This window comes from Rhodopseudomonas palustris, from assembly GCF_013415845.1.
Classification (GTDB): domain Bacteria; phylum Pseudomonadota; class Alphaproteobacteria; order Rhizobiales; family Xanthobacteraceae; genus Rhodopseudomonas; species Rhodopseudomonas palustris_F.
The window spans coordinates 3,932,311-3,954,540 of sequence record NZ_CP058907.1 but is presented as its reverse complement, the minus strand read 5'-3'; the positions used below and the strand labels follow the sequence as shown (position 1 = coordinate 3,954,540).

25 protein-coding genes and 1 riboswitch are annotated in these 22,230 nt (G+C 66.4%); of the genes, 12 read left to right on the top strand and 13 right to left on the bottom strand.

Annotated elements, in window-relative coordinates; genetic code table 11:
* Positions 1 to 100 precede the first annotated feature (100 nt).
* From thiC to HZF03_RS18050, 5 genes are all read right to left on the bottom strand, one after another.
* The gene (thiC, locus tag HZF03_RS18070; RefSeq protein WP_119017089.1) at positions 101 to 2,026 is read right to left on the bottom strand and encodes a phosphomethylpyrimidine synthase ThiC; all 1,926 of its coding nucleotides are present in this window, start codon (positions 2,024 to 2,026) and stop codon (positions 101 to 103) included.
* A gap of 234 nt (positions 2,027 to 2,260) precedes the next feature.
* Positions 2,261 to 2,869: a thiamine phosphate synthase gene (locus HZF03_RS18065; RefSeq protein ID WP_119017088.1), complete on the bottom strand. Its 609-nt coding sequence runs from the start codon at positions 2,867 to 2,869 to the stop codon at positions 2,261 to 2,263.
* Complete coding sequence (locus HZF03_RS18060) at positions 2,856 to 3,638, bottom strand: thiazole synthase (RefSeq protein ID WP_119017087.1); 783 nt, start codon at positions 3,636 to 3,638, stop codon at positions 2,856 to 2,858. Before HZF03_RS18060 ends, HZF03_RS18065 begins: the two co-directional genes overlap by 14 nt.
* Before the next feature lie 247 nt (positions 3,639 to 3,885).
* The gene (gene thiS, locus HZF03_RS18055) at positions 3,886 to 4,083 is read right to left on the bottom strand and encodes a sulfur carrier protein ThiS (RefSeq protein WP_107356372.1); all 198 of its coding nucleotides are present in this window, start codon (positions 4,081 to 4,083) and stop codon (positions 3,886 to 3,888) included.
* Positions 4,074 to 5,225 (bottom strand): FAD-dependent oxidoreductase, encoded by a 1,152-nt coding sequence (locus tag HZF03_RS18050; protein WP_234832150.1) that lies wholly within the window; start codon positions 5,223 to 5,225, stop codon positions 4,074 to 4,076. The genes thiS and HZF03_RS18050 overlap by 10 nt, the downstream gene beginning before the upstream one ends.
* Positions 5,214 to 5,351: riboswitch (TPP riboswitch) on the bottom strand. It overlaps the preceding gene by 12 nt.
* Positions 5,352 to 5,547: 196 nt before the next feature.
* Between HZF03_RS18050 and HZF03_RS18045 the strand changes: the two genes are divergently transcribed.
* Positions 5,548 to 7,026: a hypothetical protein gene (locus HZF03_RS18045; protein ID WP_179906184.1), complete on the top strand. Its 1,479-nt coding sequence runs from the start codon at positions 5,548 to 5,550 to the stop codon at positions 7,024 to 7,026.
* Positions 7,027 to 7,044: 18 nt separating this feature from the next.
* On the opposite strand, the gene HZF03_RS18040 is transcribed toward HZF03_RS18045, so the two are convergent.
* Together HZF03_RS18040 and HZF03_RS18035 are read right to left on the bottom strand one after the other, a co-directional pair.
* Complete coding sequence (locus HZF03_RS18040; protein WP_119019825.1) at positions 7,045 to 8,379, bottom strand: ATP-binding protein; 1,335 nt, start codon at positions 8,377 to 8,379, stop codon at positions 7,045 to 7,047.
* Positions 8,376 to 9,098 carry a response regulator gene (locus HZF03_RS18035; protein WP_011159110.1) on the bottom strand — a complete coding sequence of 241 codons (723 nt, stop codon included), beginning with the start codon at positions 9,096 to 9,098 and terminating at the stop codon, positions 8,376 to 8,378. Before HZF03_RS18035 ends, HZF03_RS18040 begins: the two co-directional genes overlap by 4 nt.
* Positions 9,099 to 9,265: 167 nt before the next feature.
* On the opposite strand from HZF03_RS18035, the gene HZF03_RS18030 reads away from it, so the two are divergent.
* Positions 9,266 to 9,808, top strand: a complete 543-nt coding sequence (locus HZF03_RS18030; protein WP_119019826.1) for a hypothetical protein — start codon at positions 9,266 to 9,268, stop codon at positions 9,806 to 9,808.
* 288 nt (positions 9,809 to 10,096) lie between these two features.
* Entirely contained in the window at positions 10,097 to 10,636 is a 540-nt protein-coding gene (locus HZF03_RS18025) for a PRC-barrel domain-containing protein (protein ID WP_119019827.1), read from the top strand.
* A 94-nt stretch (positions 10,637 to 10,730) separates the two neighbouring features.
* On the opposite strand, the gene HZF03_RS18020 is transcribed toward HZF03_RS18025, so the two are convergent.
* The 3 genes from HZF03_RS18020 to HZF03_RS18010 form a co-directional block, all read right to left on the bottom strand.
* On the bottom strand, positions 10,731 to 12,293 hold the full coding sequence (locus HZF03_RS18020; protein WP_011159107.1) for a DUF4403 family protein: 1,563 nt from the start codon (positions 12,291 to 12,293) through the stop codon (positions 10,731 to 10,733).
* A gap of 156 nt (positions 12,294 to 12,449) precedes the next feature.
* Positions 12,450 to 12,788: a hypothetical protein gene (locus HZF03_RS18015; RefSeq protein ID WP_119019828.1), complete on the bottom strand. Its 339-nt coding sequence runs from the start codon at positions 12,786 to 12,788 to the stop codon at positions 12,450 to 12,452.
* 189 nt (positions 12,789 to 12,977) lie between these two features.
* On the bottom strand, positions 12,978 to 13,697 hold the full coding sequence (locus tag HZF03_RS18010; protein WP_119019829.1) for a L,D-transpeptidase: 720 nt from the start codon (positions 13,695 to 13,697) through the stop codon (positions 12,978 to 12,980).
* A gap of 270 nt (positions 13,698 to 13,967) precedes the next feature.
* Between HZF03_RS18010 and HZF03_RS18005 the strand changes: the two genes are divergently transcribed.
* The 3 genes from HZF03_RS18005 to HZF03_RS17995 all read left to right on the top strand — a co-directional run bounded on the left by HZF03_RS18005 (position 13,968) and on the right by HZF03_RS17995 (position 16,501).
* Positions 13,968 to 15,416, top strand: a complete 1,449-nt coding sequence (locus HZF03_RS18005; RefSeq protein WP_012496997.1) for a tryptophanase — start codon at positions 13,968 to 13,970, stop codon at positions 15,414 to 15,416.
* A gap of 253 nt (positions 15,417 to 15,669) precedes the next feature.
* Positions 15,670 to 16,068, top strand: coding sequence for a hypothetical protein (locus tag HZF03_RS18000; protein WP_012496996.1), 399 nt, complete (start codon positions 15,670 to 15,672; stop codon positions 16,066 to 16,068).
* Between the two features lie 232 nt (positions 16,069 to 16,300).
* The gene (locus HZF03_RS17995; RefSeq protein WP_012496995.1) at positions 16,301 to 16,501 is read left to right on the top strand and encodes a DUF3606 domain-containing protein; all 201 of its coding nucleotides are present in this window, start codon (positions 16,301 to 16,303) and stop codon (positions 16,499 to 16,501) included.
* Between the two features lie 224 nt (positions 16,502 to 16,725).
* Here HZF03_RS17995 and HZF03_RS17990 read toward each other — a convergent pair whose 3' ends face one another.
* From HZF03_RS17990 to HZF03_RS17980, 3 genes are all read right to left on the bottom strand, one after another.
* Complete coding sequence (locus HZF03_RS17990; protein WP_119019830.1) at positions 16,726 to 17,580, bottom strand: arsenite methyltransferase; 855 nt, start codon at positions 17,578 to 17,580, stop codon at positions 16,726 to 16,728.
* On the bottom strand, positions 17,570 to 17,926 hold the full coding sequence (locus HZF03_RS17985; RefSeq protein WP_012496993.1) for an ArsR/SmtB family transcription factor: 357 nt from the start codon (positions 17,924 to 17,926) through the stop codon (positions 17,570 to 17,572). Before HZF03_RS17985 ends, HZF03_RS17990 begins: the two co-directional genes overlap by 11 nt.
* A gap of 237 nt (positions 17,927 to 18,163) precedes the next feature.
* Positions 18,164 to 18,949 carry a sulfite exporter TauE/SafE family protein gene (locus HZF03_RS17980; RefSeq protein WP_119019831.1) on the bottom strand — a complete coding sequence of 262 codons (786 nt, stop codon included), beginning with the start codon at positions 18,947 to 18,949 and terminating at the stop codon, positions 18,164 to 18,166.
* Between the two features lie 141 nt (positions 18,950 to 19,090).
* Between HZF03_RS17980 and HZF03_RS17975 the strand changes: the two genes are divergently transcribed.
* The 6 genes from HZF03_RS17975 to arsC are packed head-to-tail and all read left to right on the top strand — an operon-like array spanning position 19,091 to position 22,040.
* The gene (locus HZF03_RS17975) at positions 19,091 to 19,390 is read left to right on the top strand and encodes an ArsR/SmtB family transcription factor (RefSeq protein WP_011159099.1); all 300 of its coding nucleotides are present in this window, start codon (positions 19,091 to 19,093) and stop codon (positions 19,388 to 19,390) included.
* Positions 19,387 to 20,436, top strand: coding sequence for a permease (locus tag HZF03_RS17970; RefSeq protein WP_119019832.1), 1,050 nt, complete (start codon positions 19,387 to 19,389; stop codon positions 20,434 to 20,436). Before HZF03_RS17975 ends, HZF03_RS17970 begins: the two co-directional genes overlap by 4 nt.
* 11 nt (positions 20,437 to 20,447) lie before the next feature.
* Positions 20,448 to 20,684, top strand: a complete 237-nt coding sequence (locus tag HZF03_RS17965) for a thioredoxin family protein (protein ID WP_119019833.1) — start codon at positions 20,448 to 20,450, stop codon at positions 20,682 to 20,684.
* 54 nt (positions 20,685 to 20,738) lie between these two features.
* Complete coding sequence (locus HZF03_RS17960) at positions 20,739 to 21,095, top strand: ArsR/SmtB family transcription factor (protein ID WP_119019834.1); 357 nt, start codon at positions 20,739 to 20,741, stop codon at positions 21,093 to 21,095.
* Positions 21,088 to 21,615 (top strand): arsenate reductase ArsC, encoded by a 528-nt coding sequence (locus HZF03_RS17955; RefSeq protein WP_119019835.1) that lies wholly within the window; start codon positions 21,088 to 21,090, stop codon positions 21,613 to 21,615. Before HZF03_RS17960 ends, HZF03_RS17955 begins: the two co-directional genes overlap by 8 nt.
* Entirely contained in the window at positions 21,615 to 22,040 is a 426-nt protein-coding gene (gene arsC, locus HZF03_RS17950; RefSeq protein ID WP_119019836.1) for an arsenate reductase (glutaredoxin), read from the top strand. Before HZF03_RS17955 ends, arsC begins: the two co-directional genes overlap by 1 nt.
* Positions 22,041 to 22,230: the final 190 nt, after the last annotated feature.

Sequence of the window (22,230 nt, the reverse complement as noted above, 5' to 3'; positions counted from 1 at the left end):
CGCAGAAGAATCAACGCCATGCGCTTTGTCTACAAAACTCAACCGGACAGCCGTGGGTCGAGCCCGGGCATGACGTTTGTGGTGTGGTGAGCCCGCTGCCTTACGACAGCGCCTTGTTGCTCTCTTTCACCTTGTCGGCGTCGAGATACACGCTCGAGCCCATCTCTTTGAACTTGGCGCTCATCTGGGCCATGCCGTCTTCGATGGTGCCGGAGATGGTCATGCCGGCGTGGCCGACCGGGTAGAGGGCGGCTTTCTCGTTGTCGCCGAGGCCGGCGGCGTAGTCGCGGACGTCCTGCGTGATCTTCATCGAGCAGAATTTCGGGCCGCACATCGAGCAGAAATGCGCGACCTTGTGGGCGTCCTTCGGTAGGGTCTCGTCGTGGAAGGCCTGCGCCGTGTCCGGATCGAGGCCGAGGTTGAACTGGTCCTGCCAGCGGAATTCGAAGCGGGCACGGCTCAATGCGTCGTCGCGGAGCTGCGCGGCGGGGTGGCCCTTGGCGAGGTCGGCGGCGTGGGCGGCGATCTTGTAGGTGATCACGCCGGTCTTGACGTCGTTGCGGTCGGGCAGGCCGAGATGCTCCTTCGGCGTAACGTAGCACAGCATCGCGCAGCCGAACCAGCCGATCATCGCGGCGCCGATGCCGCTGGTGATGTGATCATAGCCAGGCGCGATGTCGGTGGTCAGCGGGCCCAAGGTGTAGAACGGCGCCTCGCCGCATTCTTTCAGCTGCTTGTCCATGTTGATCTTGATCTTGTGCATCGGCACGTGGCCGGGGCCTTCGATCATCACCTGGCAGCCCTTGTCCCAGGCGATCTTGGTGAGCTCGCCGAGCGTCTCCAGTTCGGCGAACTGGGCGCGGTCGTTGGCGTCCGCGATCGAGCCCGGCCGCAGGCCGTCGCCAAGCGAGAACGACACGTCGTACTTGCGCATCAGGTCGCAGATCTCGTCGAAATGCGTGTAGAGGAAGCTCTCCTTGTGATGCGCCAGGCACCACTTCGCCATGATCGAGCCGCCGCGCGACACGATGCCGGTGACACGGCTGGCGGTGAGGTGGATGTATTGCAGCCGCACGCCGGCGTGGATGGTGAAGTAATCGACGCCCTGTTCGGCCTGCTCGATCAGCGTGTCCTTGTACAGCTCCCAGGTCAGCTTGACCGGATCGCCTTCGCACTTCTCCAGCGCCTGATAGATCGGCACGGTGCCGATCGGCACCGGTGAGTTGCGCAGGATCCATTCGCGGGTGGTGTGGATGTTGCGACCCGTCGAGAGGTCCATCACGGTGTCGGCGCCCCAGCGGATCGCCCACACCATCTTGTCGACTTCCTCCTCGACCGACGAGGTCACCGCCGAGTTGCCGATATTGGCGTTGATCTTGGTGAGGAAGTTGCGGCCGATGATCATCGGCTCGAGTTCGCCGTGATTGATGTTGGCCGGGATGATGGCGCGGCCGCGCGCGATCTCGTCGCGAACGAATTCCGGCGTGATGAACGCCGGCACCGCGGCGCCGAACGATTCACCGTCCGCCAGCGCCGCTTCGGCGCGTTCGAGCTGCTGCTTGCGCCCGAGATTCTCGCGCTCGGCGACGTAGATCATCTCCTTGGTGATGACGCCGCGGCGGGCGAATTCGTACTGCGTGATCGGCGCATCGCCGACGCCGCGCAGCGGCTGGTGATGCGCGGTGAAGGCCTTGGCCGCGTGCGCAGCGCCGACATTGCCGTTGTCTTCCGGCTTGATGTCGCGGCCCTCATATTGCTCGACGCCGCCGCGCTCCATCACCCACTGCGTGCGCGGCCGCGGCAGGCCCTTGTTGACGTCGATGATCACGTTCGGATCGGTGTAGGGGCCGGAGGTGTCGTACACCGGCAGGTTCGGCTCGCCTGCGCCTTCGCTCAGGATGATCTCGCGCAGCGGCACGCGCAGATCCGGTGCGCTGGCGGGCGTGGCGTAGATCTTCTTGGAGGAGGGCAGGGCGCCGGTGGTCACAGCCGCGCGGGTGGTCTCGGGATTGGAGCGGATATTCATGCCATCCTCCTTGTTATCGGTTGTTATTCGGGCCGCGTCGTTATTCGCGGGTCATTCGTGAGGAAGTGAGGGCACGGTGCGTGTCGCCCTCACCGCGACCCTCTCCCGCAGGCGGGAGAGGGGGAGTTAGCGCTTCGGTCGCGGCTGTGCCTCACGCACGGCCTGCTCCCTCTCCCGCCTGCGGGAGAAGGCTGGGGTGAGGGCGCCGCGGGTCGCGGCCGCTAAAGTCGTTCATCACGCCTTCTCGGCGACGAAATCGAGCCAGGCGCGGACGCGGGCGTCGGGATCGGGGTTCTGCGTCACGTCGCTGACCACCGCGATCGAGTCGGCGCCGGCCGCGAAGATCTCTTCGGCCTGCTCCAGCTTGATGCCGCCGATCGCGACCAACGGGATGTTGCCGACGCGCTTCTTCCATTCGGTGATCTTCGGAATGCCCTGGGGGGCAAACCGCATCGATTTCAGCGTGGTCGGAAAGATCGGGCCGAGCGCGATGTAGTCCGGCTCGGCGGCGAGCGCGGTTTCGAGTTCGGCGTCGTCGTGGGTGGAGAGGCCGAGCGTCAGCCCGGCGCTCTTGATCTCGTGCAGGTCGGCCTCGGCGAGGTCTTCCTGGCCGAGATGCAGATGCTGGGCGCCGGCGACGATCGCGGCACGCCAGTAGTCGTTGATGATCAGCTTCGTGGGCGTGTCCTTCACCGCCGCGAGCGCGTCGGTGACGAGCTGCAGGGCTTCGCCGTCGCCAAGATCCTTGGCGCGGAGCTGCACGGTGCCGACGCCGAGCGCGGCGAGCCGCTTGACCCAGGCGATGCTGTCGACGACGGGATAGAAACGGTCAGGATACGGCATGCCAGAACGGGGTCCCGATCACAGGGGTGGAGGGCGAAGCGAAATCGCGGGCGCCCATCAGCCCCGCTTCGAAGCCGGTGCGGCCGGCCTCGATCGCCAGCTTGAAGCCGCGCGCCATCGCCACCGGGTCTTCGGCCTTGGCGATCGCGGTGTTGAGCAGCACGGCGTCGTAGCCGAGTTCCATCGCTTCCGCCGCGTGGCTCGGCGCGCCGAGGCCGGCATCGACCACCAAGGTGATATCGGGCAGGCGGTCGCGCAGCAGTTTCAGCGCGTCGCGATTGGTGATGCCGCGCGCGCTGCCGATCGGCGCCGCCCACGGCATGATCACCCGGCAGCCGGCATCGACCAGCCGCATCGCCACCGACAGATCCTCGGTGCAATAGGGAAACACCTCGAAGCCGTCCTTGATGAGGATTTGCGCGGCTTCGACCAGGCCGACCACGTCCGGCTGCAGCGTGTCGTTATCGGCGATGACTTCGAGCTTGATCCAGGAGGTCGCAAACAGCTCGCGCGCCAGCTTGGCGGTGGTGACCGCATCGCGCACGCCGCGGCAGCCGGCGGTGTTCGGCAGCACGGTGACGCCGAGTTCGCGGATCAGCGACCAGAACTGATCGCCGGCCTTGCCGCCCGCGGTCTCGCGCCGCAGCGACACCGTTACGATCTCGGCGCCGGATTCGCGGATCGAGTCCTGCATGATCGCCGGCGACGGATACAGCGCGCTGCCGATCAGCAGTCGCGAGCCGAATTCGCGGTCGTAGAATTTCACCATGTTGTCAGCTCCGAGCACGGCCTCCTCCCTCTCCCGCTTGCGGGAGAGGGCCGGGGTGAGGGCGATGCGAGGATTTCCCCTCCCCTGGAGGGGGAGGGTCGCTCGCGCAGCGAGCGGGGTGGCGACGAGTTCATCCGCGGTGCCCGCGGCTCACCCCACCCCGTCCCGCAGCCCGCTACGCGGCCTGCGTGCCGACCCTCCCCCTCAAGGGGAGGGTGACCGAGGTGCGCGTGGCTGGCGCTCATACTCATCCCCCCTGCCGCGGCGTCAGGATCTCGATTTCGTCGCCGGCAGTGACGGGCGTTTCGTCCCATTTGCCGCGGGGGACGACGTCGTAGTTCAGCGCGACGGCGAAGTGGCCGCCGGTGCAGTCCAGCTCGGTCATCAGTGCCGCGACGCTGGCGGACTGGATCTCGCGCTGTTCGCCGTTGATGGTCACAAGCATCGCATCACCTGATTGTCGATCTCGCCGCGCTCGACATAGGCCACCACCTTCTCGGCCAGCGACGGCGCCATCAGGAAGCCGTGGCGATACAGGCCGTTGGTGGCGACGCGGCGGTTGCCGATGGCGATCCGCGGCAGGTTGTCGGGGAAGGCGGGACGAAGCCCGGCGCCGAGTTCGACGATGTGGGCTTCGCCGAACGCCGGATGCACCGCATAGGCGGCGCTCAGCAGTTCCAGTGCCGAGCGCACCATCACCAGCTCGTCTTCGCTCTCGACTGTGGTCGCGCCGAGCATGAAGTGATTGTTCTGGCGCGGGATGACGTAGAGCGGCCAGCGCGGGTGCATCAGCCGCACCGGGCGCGACAGCTGCACCTCGGCGGTCTTGATCACCACCATCTCGCCTTTGACGCCGCGCAGCTCCGGCGCCTTGTCGCGGGCAGCAAGGCCCCGGCAGTCGATCACCAGGCCGTCGAGATCTTCCGGCGTCATTTCCGATTCGAAATGGATGGCGCCGCCGGCCTCGATCAGCCGCTCGTGCAGGCGCGCCAGCACCAGCCGCGGCTCGACATGGCCTTCGTCCGGGAAAAACAGGCCCTCGCGGAACCGGCCGGCGAGCGCCGGCTCCAGCTCGGCGATGCCGTCGGCGTCGACGCGCTGATGGCCGGTGGTCATCTTGGCGAAGCGTTCGAAATCGGCGCGGTCGCGCGGATGCGCCACCACCAGCGAGCCGTTGAACACCGCCTCCGGGAATTCCTTGCGCCACATCTCCAGCGAGCGCATGCCGATCTGGCTGACCATCGGCTCGGCGCCCTCGGCCTCGCAATACGGCGCCAGCATGCCGCCGGCCCAATGGCTGGTGGCTTGTGTCATCTCGTTGTCGCCGCGCTCGTACAGACTGACCTTGCGGCCGGCGCGCGCCAGCAGCAGCGCCTGCCAGGCGCCGGCGATGCCGGCGCCGATCACCGACACCGGCGCATCCTTGCGCAGGTCCGGCTTCTCGCTGCGCAGCGCCGCGGCGGTCAAAGCCGAAGCAGCCGACGCCGAAGCGACTGAAGCCGAAGCAACGGAAGCTGAAGCAACGGAAGCCAACGCGGAAAGATTGGCGGATTCGGCCCCGCCACGGCCTTCAACTGTCTGATGCATCCCTGTCCCTTCGCCGGCATGACCCGGATCAGGTTCAAAGGGTCACCGCGGTCTCTGTGCCTCGCGGAGCGAAGCGGCGAGCGTGCGGTATCTCAGCTCCTCGTCGGAGCCCCCCTCGGAACGGGCTCAATGTAGGCCGATGCCCTGCCGTGTCAACGTGCCTTTGGTGCGATGCTGGTGGGCAAAGCCGCGCAGGACGCCGGGTTCCTCGCCGGGCGAATTCCGGACCATGGAGCCGCGGTGTCGGAGTTCCGGTTTACGCCAAATTATCCGCGGGCGTGTTGGATCGCCGCAGCCGCAACCTGCAAGCGAGCGCCGCTGCATGACCATCACCGTTGCCGACGCCAACCAGATCAGCCTCGCCAGGCCGCGGCTGTTGCCGCTGGCGATCGGGCTCGGCGTCTATGTGCTACTGCTGATCTCCGGCGACCGGCTGCTGAACGATCCCGATACGCTGTGGCAGGTGACGATCGGGCAGTGGATCATCGATCACCGCGCGGTGCCGTGGACCGACAGCTACTCGTTCACGATGGCCGGCCAGCCATGGATCTCGACGCAGTGGCTGGCGCAGGTCGCGTTCGCGGCGAGCTATCAGTTCGCCGGTTGGGCCGGGCCGGTGGTGATGACGGCGGCGGCGCTCGGCGGCACGTTCTATCTGCTGGCACGGCTGCTCGGCGCGCGGCTCAACGACACCGCCACCGTGATCTTCGCCGCCGCCGCGCTGGCGCTGGCTGCGCCGCATATGCTGGCGCGGCCGCACGTGCTGGCAATGCCGGTGATGCTGGCCTGGGTCGGCGCCCTGGTCGGCGCTGCCGACCGCCGCGACGTGCCGCCATTGTGGACGCTGCCGTTGATCACGCTCTGGGCCAATCTGCACGGCGGCTTCGTGTTCGGCATCGCGCTGGTCGCGCCGTTCGCGCTCGATGCCGTGCTGTCCGCCGAGCGGCCACGACGCGTCGCGCTGCTGCTGCGCTGGGCGCTGTTCGGCGTGCTCGCGCTCGCCGCCGGATGTATCACGCCGTATGGCTGGGACTCGATCCTGGCGTCGCGCAAGATCCTGTCGCTCGGTGAGGCGCTGAGCCGGATCGGCGAATGGGCGCCGGAGGATTTCTCGCAGATCGGCGTACTCGAGATCACCTTGCTCGGCGGCCTCGGGCTGGCGCTGCTGCGCGGCGTAACGCTGCCGCCGGTGCGCATCCTGATCCTGCTCGGCCTCATCCACATGGCGCTGAGCCACAGCCGCAATCTCGAACTGTTGGCGCTGCTGGCGCCGCTGGTGCTCGCCGCGCCGCTGGCCGCGCAATGCGGCGTCGCGGCGCCGGCCGGAGCGGCGCCGTCGTCGCGCGGCCTCACCGCCGCGCTGCTGGCGCTGGCGATCGGCGGCACGCTGGCGTTCGCGACGTGGCACAGCTTCGCGCCGCGCTCGTTGTTTGCGCCGCAGGCGGCCGTCGCCGAGCTGAAGCGGCTCGGCGTCAAGCGGGTGTTCAACGACTACAGCTTCGGCGGCTATCTGATCGCCAATGGCGTGCCGACCTTCATCGACGGCCGCACCGAACTGTTCGGCGAAACGCTCGTGGTCGATCACGACGATGCGGTCCGGCTGCGCGCCCCCGACAAGCTGTTCCGCCTGCTCGATGCTTACGCCGTCGACGCGACGCTGCTGATCCCCAACAGCCCCGCAGCCAAGCTGCTCGACCGTACCAAGGGCTGGCAGAAGGTCTATGCCGACGACCTTGCGGTGATCCACCAGCGCAAGCCCGGCGCGCCGCGCACGACGCCGGTGATCAATCCGCCCCGCTGATATCGTCGGAAGCGTCGCTCAGGCCGCGCGGCTCGGGGGCCGGCGGGGCAGGGTGATGCGCGCAATCAGGCCGTGCGGCGTCCGGGTGTGTAGTGACAGCTCGCCGCCGTGGCCGCGGGCGATGGCGCGGGCAATCGACAGGCCGAGGCCGAACGAGGAGCTGTCGTCCATGTTGCGGGCGTCGTCGCCGCGCACGAACGGCTGCATCACACTGTCCTTGTCGGCATCCGCAATGCCCGGGCCGTCGTCTTCGACCTCGATGATGATCTGATCCTGATCCAGCGCCAGCCGGATCGTCACTTCGGTGCCGAACCGCACCGCGTTTTCAACCAGGTTGGTGACCGCGCGATGCAGGTCGCCGGGCCGCGCCATCGCCATCGCGTGCTCGGGGCCCTGATACGCGACCTTGGCACCGATATCGGCGAATTGATCAGTGATCAGCTGCATCGCGCTGGCGAGGTCGATCAGGGTCGGTGCATCCCGGGTGGCACCATCGCGCAGGAAGGTCAGCACCGCGGTCAGCATCGCGCCCATCTGGTCGAGATCGTGCAGCGTCTGGGTGCGCTGGTGATCGTCCTCGATGAATTCGGCGCGCAGCCGCATCCGGGTGATCGGCGTGCGCAGATCATGGCTGATTGCCGCCAGCATCCGGGTGCGATCTTCGATCAGCGTGGTGATGCGCTCGCGCATCCGGTTCAACGCCCGCGCCAGCGAACGGATCTCGGCCGGTCCGCGCTCCGGCAGCGGCGCGTCCGAACTATCCAGGCTGAAGGTCTCGGCCGCGGTGGCGAACGCCGACAGCGGCGCCGCCAGTGTGCGTGCGGCCCACAGCCCGAGCAGCGCGAGGCTGACCACGCCGATCAGCAGCGACGCCATCCACGGATTGCCCAGCACCGGCCGACGCCTCTCCGGCGGCAGCCGTGCGCTGATCGCATCGCCGCCGGGCAGGGTGATAACCATCCGGTCGTCGCCGGCAAGGTCGACGCGATAGTCCGGCCCCAGATGCCGGCGCAGATAGTCGATCTGATGCGGCGTCCAGGCGCCGTCGTGCGGACGAGCCACGGCTGTGGTGGCCGCGAGTTCGAGCTGCGGGAAGGCGGCCGCGACGGTGGTGATCAGCTGCGGGCGTTCCGCCGCCGGGGTGCGCCCGATCAGTTCGGCGAATTCATAGAGTTGATGCGGCTCGGGCAGCACCGGCGGTCGCGGCATGTCCGGCCGGTTGGCGAAGAACGCCGCCGCGATGATGATGTGGCTGGCGATGATCGAGGCCAGCACCAGGATCGCGATCTGGCCGCGGATGCCATCCGGCTTGAGGCCGAATCCGAGCGCCGCCAGCCGCGTGCGCAGGCTCATGCGGTTTCGACCTCCGGCGTGAACACGTAGCCGCCGGCCCGCACCGTCTTGATCAGCGTCGCTTCGCGCGGATCGGGTTCGATCTTGCGGCGGATGCGGCTGATCAGCACGTCGATCGAGCGCTCGAATGCGCCGACGTTGCGGCCGTGGGTGAGATCGAGCAGCGCCTCGCGCGACAGCACCCGGCCGGCCCGCTCGCACAGCGCCTGCAGCAGGTCGAATTCGGCACTGGTCATCGCCACCAGCGCGCCGTCGGGATTGCGTAGTTCGCGCCGCCGGCAATCCATCCGCCAGCCGAGGAAGCCGAGCGTGGTGGCGCCGGGTGTGGCGCTGGCGGTGACGGCGCTCGCCTGCCGGCGCAGCACCGAGCGAATCCGTGCCAGCAGTTCGCGCGGATTGAACGGCTTCGGCAAGTAATCGTCGGCGCCCATCTCGAGGCCGAGGATGCGGTCGACGTCGTCGCCCCGCGCGGTCAGCATGATGATCGGCAGCGCCGAATTGGCGCGGATCTTCCGGCACAGGCTGAGCCCGTCCTCGCCCGGCAGCATCACGTCGAGCACGACCAGATCGACGCGATGATCGGCGATCCAGCGCTCCATCTCGCGGCCGTCCGCGGCGGTGGCGACGTTGCAGTTGTTGGCGCGGAGATATTTGGCGATCAGCGCGCGGGTCTCGCGGTCGTCCTCGACGACGAGAATCGATGGTGGTGCGGTGCTCATGGCAGGGGTTTTGCGATGTTTTGCCGGGACTGTAGCAGAGAATCTTGTTTCCGATTGTTTCTACCTGCCTCTCGGCAAAAACCCGCAACTAACTCAAGCCTTTGGCGAAGGTCTTGTTAATCCATTAACCATAGCGTCGGCTTCGATCCAAACCCGGAGCCTGCCCCATGACCGCCATTTCCTCCGCTGCCGCAGGCGGCAGCAGTTATCTGTCACCGCTGCAACTCCTGCAAAAGGAGCTCGCGTCGGAAGTCTCGTCCGGTACCGTGAAATCCAGCGACGCCGACGCGCTGTCGTCGGCGCTGCAAGACATCGACTCGTCGCTGCAGAGCAGCCGCTCCAGCAGCAGCTCGGATTCGCGCCCGACCGATCTGAAATCCAAGATCGACGACCTGATCGCCAGCGAAGTCTCGAGCGGCAAGCTGACCACCGACCAGGCCACCGAGCTGCAGAACGTGTTCAAGAACACTTTCGCCGGTGGGCCGCCTCCAGGCGGCGGTGCGGGTGGTCCGCCGCCGGATGACGGCACCAGCGCGTCGTCGTCCAGCACCTCGACGGATTCATCGTCGTCGGACATCAGCGACATTCTGAAGCAATTCTTGCAACTGCTGCAGGATCAGAAATCCTCGACCGCGAATGCCTACAGTGCCAGCGGCTCCGCCGCCGCGTCGGGCTCGTTCACGGCACTGCTGATCAACTATCAGACCTGAGACTGTTCTATCGTTCTGTATCCGACTGTGTGACGCCGTCGGTTCGAGCGCATTCCCTTCGCTGCGGTGCAAGGGGATGCGCTCTTTTTATTCCGGGTCGCTTATTGCAGCCGACATCCTGCCGTCATCGTTGCGCCCGCGGAACCGGGTGACTCGTTGGAACTCGTCATTTGTTTGCGAACTAATCGTTTGGTGCGGCGTGTGGCGCTAAAAAAAGTTCGATTGGGGGAACGCAGCGTGGAGTCCGCGGTTCTGTAGGCACCATTCACAAGCAAAGAGGGCAATCCTATGAAAGCCAACACGATCATCGCCGGCCTGCTGAGCTCCACGCTGCTCGCCACCGCTGCCTACGCGCAGACTCCGGCGCCGGCGGACAGCAACCGCACGATGTCGAAGTCGACCTCTGCGTCCGAGTCGCAGCACATGGGTCAGTGGCGCGCCTCGAAGCTGATCGGCGTCAACGTCTACAACCAGGGTAACGAGAAGCTCGGCGACATCAGCGAAATGCTGATCGATAGCGAAGGCCGCATTCAGGGCGTCGTGATCGGCGTCGGCGGCTTCCTCGGCGTCGGCCAGCGCGATGTCGCGGTAACCTTCGACAAGCTGCAGTGGGTCAACACGCCGGTTTCGTCCAACACCGCGATGAACAGCCAGACCACTCCGGCGGGCTCGGGCACCTCGACCGCATCGCCGGCCGGCACCACCACCGGCGCGGCAACTTCGACCACGGCCGCGAACAATGCGGATCGTTGGTATCCGGACCACGCGGTGCTGAATGCCACCAAGGATCAGCTGAAGTCGATGCCGGAGTTCAAGTACTCCAAGTAAGCGACCAGTTCGTCTGAAGACGCGAACGCCGCCGGGCTTCCCCGGCGGCGTTTGTGCGTGTCGAGATCAGTCATCGAGATCAGTCGATGGCGTTTCAGCGCGGCGCCGGCTTCGGCAATTCCGGCGGCTTGAGCCGGGTCACCTTGACTTCGAGGATTCCGTTGGCCTCCGCGGTGATCCGCAGCATGTTGGAGTCGAACACCAGGTCCGACAGCCGCAGGCTGGAGATCTCCGACGAAATCCGCAGGCCGTCTTCGTTGCGCTGGTAGGTGGCGATCATGTTGCCGACGCGGCGCTGGATGTTGGTGGATTCCGGCTTGAGGTCGATCACCGCCTTGTCAGCGATTGCCTTCTCCAGATACGGCACCGCGGCGCGGGCGGTGTCGCCGAGCAGGCCGAACGCGGCTTCGGATTCGACCGCCAGCTTGATGTCGGACAGCCGCAGCGTCTGGTCTTCCTGATCCAGCGTCGGACGGCCCCAGATGTGCAACGTCGCCTCGGTGCCGAAGCCGAAGAAGCTGCGGTTCTCCTTGGCATCGACCAGGAGCGAGATCAGCAGCCGGTCGCCGCTGGCGGCGAGCTTGGCGCGCTTCACCGTGATTGCGGCGCGGCTGTCGCCCTCCGGGAAGGTCTTGCCGACGAACTGCGCTTCGAGGATGCGGTCGAGCTCCTGGAACGGGATGTCGATCGGCACCGCGACTTTGACGCCGGCGGTGTCCGGCGCGACCATCTGCAGCGCCGGCGGGAACGGGCATTGCGGCTTGGTCGGACCGGCGGTGATGCGGGTGTCGGCGACGATGCCGAGCGTGAGCGTGGCGGCTGCGGCATCGACCTGCGGCTGGGCTGCCAGCGCCCGGGTCGGGCGGATCTCCAGGAAGAAGCCGTTCGGGATGCCGGCGCCCTGCAGCGGCACCGAGCGGCATAGCCGGTCCCATTCGCGCCGCGCGCTGCGCTCCAGCGCACTGTCGTCGCGGATCTGCCGCTCGAGCACGCCGAGCTGATCGGCGATCGCCTTGTCGATCACCGGCTTGACCTGCTGCGGCACGTCGATGCGCACGCCGCCGACCGAGACGCCGGAATCCGACAGCGCGACTTCGGCATCGAGATGCGGATCGACATGCCAGTTCGGCAGCACCTGCGGCCGCGCGCTGATCGCGATCGTACCCTTGAGCTCACCGTTGGCGTTGAACGACTTGATGTTGACGCCGATCTGCTTGGCGACCTTGTTGCCGAGCAGCCGGCCGAGGGTCTCGTCGACCTTGGACTGGGTGTTGGCCGACAGCGAGCCCTTGGCGTTCACCGTGCCGGTGAGCGGCGAGGTGATGGTGAGCTGATCCTTGGCGCCGCGCACCGTCACCGCGCCGCGCGTCGCGGTCCACTGGATGTCGGCGTTCTGCACATATTGCGACAGCGGGTTGTTGGCTTTGCCCGAGAACGTACGCGGCGCGACGGCGTCGACCAGATCGCGGATGGTGCCGAGCGGCACCGACACCGGCACCACCACGGTGGACTGCCGGATCGGCGGCAATGGCGGCAGCGCCTGCAGGCTCGGCGGCGAGATGGCGCGCGGCGCCAGCCAGTCGAACGCCTTCAGCGTGACCGTGAATGAAATCGCGACGATCGCGAGTGCTACCAATCCAAACTTGACGAAACGCATCGAAACCCCGGGCCGGAACGGCCGGGACAATACAGGCCGGGGGCGGGGGGCGCCAGCCGCGCCAGTCCCGCGGGTCGCCGAGCCGTGGAAAGGTCTGCGAACCGCCGCGATATTGCCGGCAACGGCGCCGCAGATGCGGCGGAGTGTTGCCGAAAATTACAGCCGGATCGGCCCGTCGGGCTCGCAGCCCAGTGCGCCACCGCGCTGTGCCCACAGATTGCACACCGAATCCGCGCTGACCGGACCTTCGACCACCAGGCACTGGTTGGGTGCCTGATAGAACCGGCAGGAGCCGCAGCGCCGCCCGGAGGTCGCGGTCGCGGCGAAGCGGGCATCCTGCTGCGATGATTTTCGCGGGATCACCGCCGAACACCCGGCGGCCGGCTGCGCCCGGCCGGTCGTGACGGTAGTGCAGGTCGCTGCCAGCGTCAGGCCGGCGATACCGAGCAGGCGCCGGCGCGACAACAGGGCCGAGGATTCGATCGGCTTGTTCATCAGAGTCCCCCCTTTCGTAGCGGCGTACAGAGCGAATGGCCGCGACCAGGAGAACTGATAGTTCCGCCGTCCTGACGGTTAGCTGACAACGTCGGCGATGAGCCGCGATAGACGGCTGACGCAGCAACGCGCGGCCTCCGATGAGACCGCGCGTTTTGAATTAACTAATCGCTTACCGCCGTGGAGAACTCAGCCACGGCGTCCAGTGCCGGCATCGGCGGCGCGGCGGTTGTCGGGCAGCACGATCACCTTGGCGCCGACGGCGACCCGCGAATACAGATCCTTGACGTCCTCGTTGGTCAGCCGGATGCAGCCAGAGGAGACGTGAGTGCCGATCGTCGACGGCGCGTTGGTACCGTGGATACGATACACCGTGCCGCCGAGATACATCGCGCGGGCGCCGAGCGGATTGCCGGGGCCGCCGGCCATGTGGCGCGGCAGATAGGGCTGGCGGGCGATCATTTCCGGCGGCGGAGTCCAATCCGGCCACTCCGCCTTTCTGGCGACCGACTTGACGCCCGACCAGGTGAAGCCGTCGCGGCCGACCCCGATACCGTACCGGATCGCACGGCCACCGCCGAGCACGTAGTACAGATAGGTATTGGGCGTATCAACGACGATGGTGCCAGGGGCTTCGCGGGTCTGATAGGCGACGATCTGGCGCTTCAGCCGTGCCGGCAATTCGGCGACGGTGCCGTCCTCGTCATCCTGCGGCGCGATCTGGGACTGCGGTGCGGTCTGTTCGACCGGCGCGTAGGCCAGCGGCTGCATCGCCGCCGGCTGCGGCAGGAAGGGCAGGAACGGGAAGGGCGCCGGCTGCGCCGCATTCGCGGGCGCGGCGATGGCAATGGTCCCGATCGCGACGATGGCGACCGTGGCGGCACGGCTGGTGCGCGGAAAACGGATCATGTCGGGTCCCCCTGTGGGTGCTCTGTTCGTTCGCCTCGACGCCTTTTCGGCGACTTGTTGGCGTTACCAGTACTCCACCATCCGTTTCCGGACGTTTTCGCCGACCGATGGATTTGGTTTCGTCGCAGTAGGGATTTGTTTCGCCTGTCCGCCCAGCGGGCCGCCGGCCGCGCACCGGATCGTTTGATCAAGCGCAATTGAGAAAGCCCGCCTGCCCGATAAGCCAAGGCCCCCGCGCGGTGCGGGCAAGGGTCGGGGGAGTTTGACGACATGGCGACAGTGAAGTTTTTCGGCAACGAGGCGGTGCCGCTCGAGATGCACAAGGTGCGGATCGTACAGAAACTCAACCTGCCCCCGGTCGAGCGCCGCCTGGAGAAGATCACCGAGGCCGGCAACAACACCTTCCTGCTGAAGAACGACGACGTCTTCCTCGACATGCTGACCGACAGTGGCGTCAACGCGATGAGCGACCGCCAGCAGGCCGCGATGCTGACCGCCGACGACTCCTACGCCGGCAGTGCCACCTACACTCGGCTCGAAGACAAGCTGCGCGACATCTTCGGCATGCACTACTTCCTGCCGACCCATCAGGGCCGCGCCTGCGAGCACATCCTCGCCAAGGTGTTCGTCACCCCCGGCAAAGTCGTGCCGATGAACTATCACTTCACCACCACCAAGGCGCACATCGTGCTGCAGGGCGGCACGGTGGAGGAACTGGTGACCGACGCCGGCCTCGAAGTGACCAGCGCCAACCCGTTCAAGGGCAACATGGACATCGCCAAGCTGCGCGCGGTGATCGAGAAGGTCGGCGCCGCCAATGTCGGCTTCGTCCGGATGGAGAGCGGCACCAACCTGATCGGTGGCCAGCCGGTGTCGCTGCAGAACCTCGCCGACGTCAGCAACGTCTGCAAGGAGCACGGCGTTCCGCTGGTGCTCGACGCCAGCCTGCTGGCGGACAATTTGTATTTCAACAAGACCCGCGAAGATCACTGCAAGACGCTGTCGATCCGCGAGATCACCCGCCGCACCGCCGACCTCTGCGACATCATCTACTTCTCGGCGCGCAAGCTTGGCTGCGCCCGCGGCGGCGGCATCTGCATCCGCGACCGCGCGCTGTACGAGAAGATGCGGCCGCTGGTGCCGCTGTATGAAGGCTTCCTCACCTATGGCGGCATGTCGGTGCGCGAAATGGAAGCGCTCACCGTCGGCCTCGAAGAAACCATGGACGAGGAGATGATCAACCAGGGGCCGCAGTTCATCGCCTATATGGTCGAGCAACTGGTCGAGCGCGGCGTTCCGGTGATCACCCCGGCCGGCGGCCTCGGCTGCCACATCGATGCCAAGCGCTTCGTTGATCACATCCCGCAGTCGCAATATCCGGCCGGCGCGCTTGCGGCGGCGCTGTACGTCGCCTCCGGCATCCGCGGCATGGAGCGCGGCACGCTGTCCGAACAGCGCGAGCCCGACGGCAGCGAGATCTACGCCAATATGGAGCTGGTGCGTCTCGCCATGCCGCGCCGGGTGTTCACGCTGTCGCAGGTCAAATACGCGGTCGACCGCATCGCCTGGCTGTACACCAACCGCAAGCTGATCGAGGGCCTGACCTTCGTCGAGGAGCCGGAAGTGCTGCGGTTCTTCTACGGCCTGCTCAAGCCGGTGACCGACTGGCAGAACAAGCTGGTGGCGAAATTCCGCGAGGATTTTGGCGACAGCCTGTAAGTCTCGCCCGTCTCAGCGCGATCCTCTAGCAAGCGCCCGGCCTGTCAGCCGGGCGCTTTGCGTTTGGGGCTGGAACTGGCTTTCAAATCGCGGGATCACGTAGTCGTACGCCCCTCTTTTCCGGTGGCTCAGGATTAGCCGCTCGTTGAACAGCGATTTTCTCGGTCGGCCGTTCACCGAAGTGTCGATGGTAGGCGTTCTCACCGCCGCACCCTGGCGCTATCCTGCACCACATTAGGGTAGGAGATTTATAATGAGATTATTTCTCATCGGTTTGGCGGCTCTACTGATCGCGGCACCAGTGGCGGCGCAGAAGGCAGCGGATTATGAACTGAGCTGTGAAGCGTCTGACACTTGGTGCAACATCTCGCTGAAGCAGTTCCGTAAGTGGTACCCACTTGCATGGCGTGGTGATTATCAAGGCCAGCGCAACGTGGCGTTTTGCCTGCGCGACGGATGCGATGGTGCCATTCGTACCAATCCGATCACTGGCTGCGCCTGGCGTATGGTGATCGTCGGGTCCGGTTCGCCGAAAGTCGACTCTTCCGATACGCTCAATCTCAAGACCGATTGTGGCAAGCTTGATGCGGTTGACCGTGAAGCTGCCAGCGCGCAAGCCGCACGGATCCTGGCCAAGATCCCGCGCCGGTGATCTTGCTCATGCCAGCGCTTGTCCGGGCCTCCACGATGTCAGCAACCAATGACACTCAGGCACTCGCGCCTTCGCAGCGCCGAAGCGGCTTTGGCCGCAGGTGGGACGAACCCGGCTATGACGCTGGAAGCCGATGCCCTTCTAATTCGTCATCGTTTCGATGAGGTGGAGCGTTCTCCGGAACCTGCGATTCCCGAATGCGTTGGTCGTTTGGCAACAGCAGGAGGCCATCATGGCTGCGAAGAAAGCCACCAAGAAAACCACCGCGCGCGGACGCAAGCAGGACCGGGCGCGTGTCGCCGGCGGCCAGGACTACGAAGTCCGCTATGAGGCCAAGAAGACCGGCAGCTCCGCGCCCGCGGTGAAGAAGGCCGTCAAGAAAGTCGGCAACGCGCGCAAGAAGGTCGAGAAGCGGCTGGCGAAGAAGGGCTGAGCCAGCGGGCTGCGAGGACGGGCGCGGTTCTCTGTTAACTGTTAGCCGAAGCCCGTCGAGTGACGCCGCGCTTCCGCACTGCGATCACCACGTCGTTGAAGGTTGGAGAGAAGCATTATCTTTCCGCGTTATTGCGAGCGAAGCGAAGCAATCCAGGCTTCGCTCGCCGAACTGGACTGCTTCGTCGCTGCGCTTCTCGCAATGACGGGCTGAGAAGTCTCGTCTCACCCGCAGCAGCGCGCCGGCGCCTCGCCGTGCGCGCCGGGCTTGGTGGCACGGACGAAGCCGCTGAAGAATTTGTCCTGCATTTGCGGGGCGAGGGCGTCGACGTCGATGCCCTTGCCGGTGAGGAATTCGCGGGCGTCCTCGATGTCGTACACGCGGGTCGGCTCGATCGAGATCTGCGCGAAGCCCGCGGCGGCCAGCCGGGCAACGTAGTCAGCCTCGTCGAGCGCGCCGGCGAGGCAGCCGACCCACAGCAGCACGTCACGGCGCAGCGCTTCTGGAATGTCGCCGCGAGTCACCACGTCCGACACCGCGAACCGCCCGCCCGGCTTCAGCACCCGAAACGCCTCGCGCAGCACCCGGTCCTTGTCGCCCGACAGGTTGATGACGCAGTTCGAGATGATCACGTCGACCGAATGGTCGGGCAGGGGGATCGCCTCGATCTCGCCCTTGAGGAATTCGACGTTGTCGAGGCCGGCCTTGCGCTGGTTGTCGCGCGCCAGCGCCAGCATCTCGTCGGTCATGTCGAGGCCGTAGGCTTTGCCGGTCGGGCCGACCCGGCGCGCCGACAACAGCACGTCGATGCCGCCGCCGGAGCCGAGATCGAGCACGGTCTCGCCCGGCGACAGCTGCGCCAGCGCGGTCGGGTTGCCGCAGCCGAGCGAGGCCAGCATCGCCTCGGCGGGCAGGCCCTGTTCCTGCGCGGCGTCGTAGAGATTGCTGGTGATCGGGCTTGCGCCGGGCAGTGCCGACGATCCGCAGCAAGAGGCGCCGCCGCCGGTGGCGACCTTCAGCGCGGCGCTGGCGTATTTCTCGCGGACGATGTCCTTCACGTCTTGCACGTCAGTGGGCATTGCGGTTCTCCGTTGGGCAGCAGACGACGTCTTCGGCCCGCACCGCGCGGGAGCGGGTGCAGCATTCTGCATAGAGGAAGGCCAGCAGCTCGCGCAGCGCATCGGCGTTGGCGGTGTAGCGCAGGAAGGTGCTTTCGCGGCGGGACTGCACCAAGCCCTCGTTCTTCAGCTTGTCGAGATGATGCGACAGCGTCGACGGAGCGATGCCGAGTTCGTCGCCGATCTCGCCGACCACCAGCCCGTCCGGATGCGCCGACAGCAGCGTGCGCATGATGCGGAGTCTGGGCTCGGTGCCCATCGCGGCGAGCATGTCGGCGAAGCGGGCGATATCGGCGGTGTCGGTCATGGCATCGGCCTCATTTTCGATAATTCTACAATCATCGAAATAAAGGTCAATGGGTTGGCGGAGTGTTCGTGAGGCTCGGAGCTCGAAGGCGACCGGTGTGGCGGCCCGGCGGATCCGATCCACATCGATGGCTCAGAGCATCTCCGGCTCTGATGGGATCAAGAACCGAAGCTCTGGTTGTTTGTGGTGAGGCGCTTTCTTCGCGCGAGCCGGCTTCGACGCTCGTTCGAAAGCGCTCTAATCAGCGTGGCGCCACACCTTGATGGCGGAGAGCACCAGCAGAGCCGCCAAGAACGGAAGCAGGGCGGCTCCCGGGACGACGCCGAGCAGCAGGCTGCCGATCAGGCTGCCGACGATCGAGCCCGCCGCCATGACCAGGACGAACGAGCGATTCTGATCCAGCACCGAGAAGCTCTGGTCCCGGCTGTAGCGTGTGAAGCCGACGATCATGGTGGGCAGGCTGACCGCGAGCGACAGGCTGCCCGCCAGTTTGATATCGGCGCCGAACAGTAGCACCAGGGTCGGAATCAGCAGTTCGCCTCCGGCGACACCCAGCAGCGAAGCCACCACACCGATTGCGAACCCGGCCACGACACCCGCGATGATCTGGCTGGTGCCGCTGAGAACCGGTTGCGATCCGGCGGCGCCGTGCCCCCACAGCAGAACCAGAGCGATCACGACCAACAGGATGGCGATGACCCGATACAGCGACGCCGATTTCAGGCGTGTCGCCCAGCCGGCGCCGAACCATGCCCCGATCAGGCTTCCGCCCAGCAGGTTGACAACGACGGTCCAGTGCGCCGCCAGATCGTCGAGTGGCACCGTGCGCGTGCGGAATATCAGGGCGGTCGCGACCACGATCAGACTCATCGCCTTGTTGAGAATGACTGCCTGAAGCGCGGCGAAGCGGAAGCTGCTGATCAGCAGCGGAAGGCGAAACTCTGCGCCGCCGAGGCCGATCAGGCCACCAAGTGTACCGATCAAGGCACCGCCGCCGAACGCGCCCGTCAATCTGCCGATCATTCCATGCTCCCGAACAGATCGGCGCAACTAGCATACGGGTGCGCGATTCCGGAGCCGAAATTCTGGGCGGGGGCGGCGCTCGGCCCCGCCCGCCGCAACTCCGCGCTTGACCGCTTATGCGCATAGGCGCATTTATCGGAGATGGACACTGAAGCACTCTGTTATCTCAACGCGCTCGCCGATCCGACCCGGCTCGCGGCGCTGCGGCTTTTGTGGGACGGAGAGGAGCACTGTGTCTGCGAATTGATGCGCGTGCTCGGTGCGACGCAGTCGCGGATGTCGCGGCACATGGCGGTGCTGCGCAGCGCCGGCCTGGTCACTGATCGGCGCGACGCGCAGTGGGTGCGCTATCGGCGCTCTCCCAATCTGTCGCCCGAAGCGGTGGCGCTGGTCGAGGCCGCGCTCGCCTTCCGGCGCAAGCGCCGCGCGAGGGCTGCATGACCGCCAGCGATTTCACCGGGAAACCTCGCCCGGTGACCACCAAGCTGCTCGTCACCGTTCTGCTGGTGGTGCTGTGGGTAGTGGTCTATGCGGCGCTGTCGCCGGCTTCGGAATGGATCGTGCGCCAGCTTCCGCTCGATCCGGCGGGCGGTACCGCCCGGGCGCTGGCGTTCTTCATCTACGACACTCCCAAGGTGCTGATGCTGCTGACGCTAATCGTGTTCGCGATGGGCGTGGTGCGCAGTTTCTTCTCGCCTGAGCGCACCCGCGCGCTGCTCGCCGGGCGGCGCGAGGGCGTCGGCAATGTCGCCGCGGCCGGGCTCGGCGTGCTGACGCCGTTCTGCTCGTGCTCGGCGGTGCCGCTGTTCATCGGCTTCGTCAGCGCCGGCGTGCCACTCGGGGGGACGTTCTCGTTCCTGATCTCCGCGCCGCTGGTCAACGAGGTCGCGCTCGGGCTGCTGCTGGCGCTGCTCGGCTGGAAAGTGGCGCTGCTGTATCTGCTGCTCGGCCTCGCGGTCGCGATCGTCGCCGGCATGGTGATCGGCCGGCTGCATCTCGAAGGCTGGCTGGAGGATTGGGTGCGGGCGCTGCGCACCGAGGCGGCGCCGCTCGCAGCCGAACGCCTCAGCGCCTCGGACCGGATCGACGCCGGGGTCGAGGCGGTGCGCGACATCGTCGGGCGGGTGTGGCCGTGGATCATCGCCGGCATCGCGATCGGCGCCGGCATTCACGGCTGGGTGCCGGAAGGTCTGCTCGCCGGGATCATGGGACGCGAGGCGTGGTGGTCGGTGCCGGCCGCGGTGGCGATCGGCATCCCGATGTATTCCAACGCCGCTGGGATTGTTCCGGTCGTCGAGGCGTTGCTCGGCAAGGGCGCCGCGCTCGGCACCACGCTGGCGTTCATGATGAGCGTTACCGCGCTGTCGGCGCCGGAACTGATCATCCTGCGCAAGGTGCTGACGGTCCGGCTGATCGCCGTGTTCGTCGCCGTCGTCGGCCTCGGCATCCTGGCGGTCGGCTATCTGTTCAATTTCCTGTTCGGCTGAAGGAGAACGCCATGAAGGACGTCAAGGTGCTTGGTTCGGGCTGCAAGCGCTGCATCGAAACCGCCGCACTGATGCAGGGCGAGGCTGACCGCCTCGGCGTGCCGATCCGGCTGGAGAAGGTCACCGACTACGCCGAGATCGCCAAATTCGGCATCGCCTCGACGCCGGGCGTGGTGGTGGACGGCAAGGTGGTGCATGCCGGCGGGCTGCCGAAGGTCGAGAGCATCGCGGCCTGGCTGTCGAGCTGACCGGCGGCGGAGACAGGACTTGACCGGTACTGATATTTCCATTATTCATGAATTATGGAAGCAAGTGTAGCCCTCGATGCTCTGTCGGCCCTGTCGCAGGAAACCCGCCTCGCGGTGTTCCGGCTGCTGGTCCGGCGCGAGCCGGATGGCGTCGCCGCCGGCGATCTCGCCAAAGCGGTGGGAGTGCCGGCCAACACCATGTCGGTGCATCTCGGCGTGCTGAGTCGCGCCGGCCTGGTGACCTCTGAGCGGCACAGCCGCTCGATCGTGTACCGCGCCGATCTGGGGCGGTTCCGAGATCTGATGCTGTTCATGCTGATGGATTGCTGCGACGGCCGCAGCGACATCTGCGCCCCGCTGATCGCCGACCTGACCCCCTGTTGTCCTTCGAAAGAGACCGTCGATGTCTGATCGCATCTTCAACGTGCTGTTTCTCTGCACCGGCAACACCGCCCGCTCGATCATGGCCGAGAGCATTCTGCGCAAGGACGGCGGCGGCCGTTTCCATGCGTTCTCGGCCGGCAGCCAGCCGAAAGGCGTCGTCAATCCGTTCGCGCTGAAAGTGCTGGAGGACGGCAACTATCCGACCGAGGGGCTGCGCTCCAAGAGCTGGCAGGAGTTCGCCGCCGCCGACGCCCCGGTGATGGATTTCGTGTTCACCGTCTGCGACAACGCCGCCGGCGAGGCCTGCCCGGTGTGGCCTGGCCAGCCGATGACGGCGCATTGGGGCATCGACGATCCCGCCGCGGTCGAGGGGAGCGATCTCGACAAGGAACGCGCCTTCGTCCAGGCGTTCCGCTTCCTGAAGAACCGGATCGACGCCTTCACCGCGCTGCCGATCAAGATGCTCGACGGCGTCGCGCTCGGCGCGAAGCTGCGCGAGATCGGCCAGGCCGACGGCGCCAGCCACCGCCGGCCCGAGGTCGCGTGATGAACGTCGTCATCTATCACAACCCCGCCTGCGGCACCTCGCGCAACACGCTCGGCCTGATCCGCAATGCCGGCATCGAGCCGCACGTCATCGACTATCTGAAATGTCCGCCGAGCCGCGCACTGCTGGCGCAACTGATCGCGCGCGCCGGGCTGACGCCGCGGCAGGCGCTGCGCGAGAAGGGCACTCCGTATGCGGAGTTGAAGCTCGACGACCCGGCGCTCAGCGACGACGAACTGCTCGACGCAATGATCGCGCACCCGATCCTGATCCAGCGACCTTTGGTGGTGACGCCGAACGGCGTGCGGATCTGCCGGCCGTCCGAAGCCGTGCTCGACCTGCTGCCGCAGCAGCGCGGTGAGTTCTTCAAGGAAGATGGCGAGCAAGTGATCGACGCCAGTGGGCGACGGGTGGCGACGGTGTAGGGCTTCTTTGAGGTGGAGAGGAGGCACGGCGCCTCCCTCTCCACCGCCGTCATCGCCCGGCTTGTCCGGGCGACCCAGTATCCCAGAGCGCCGCTGAGTTCGCGCAGCGATGTGAGTAGTTGAAATCGGGGCTCTGGGATACTGGATCCCCGCCTACGCGGGGATGACGTCGGTGCGGGGGATCGCGCCG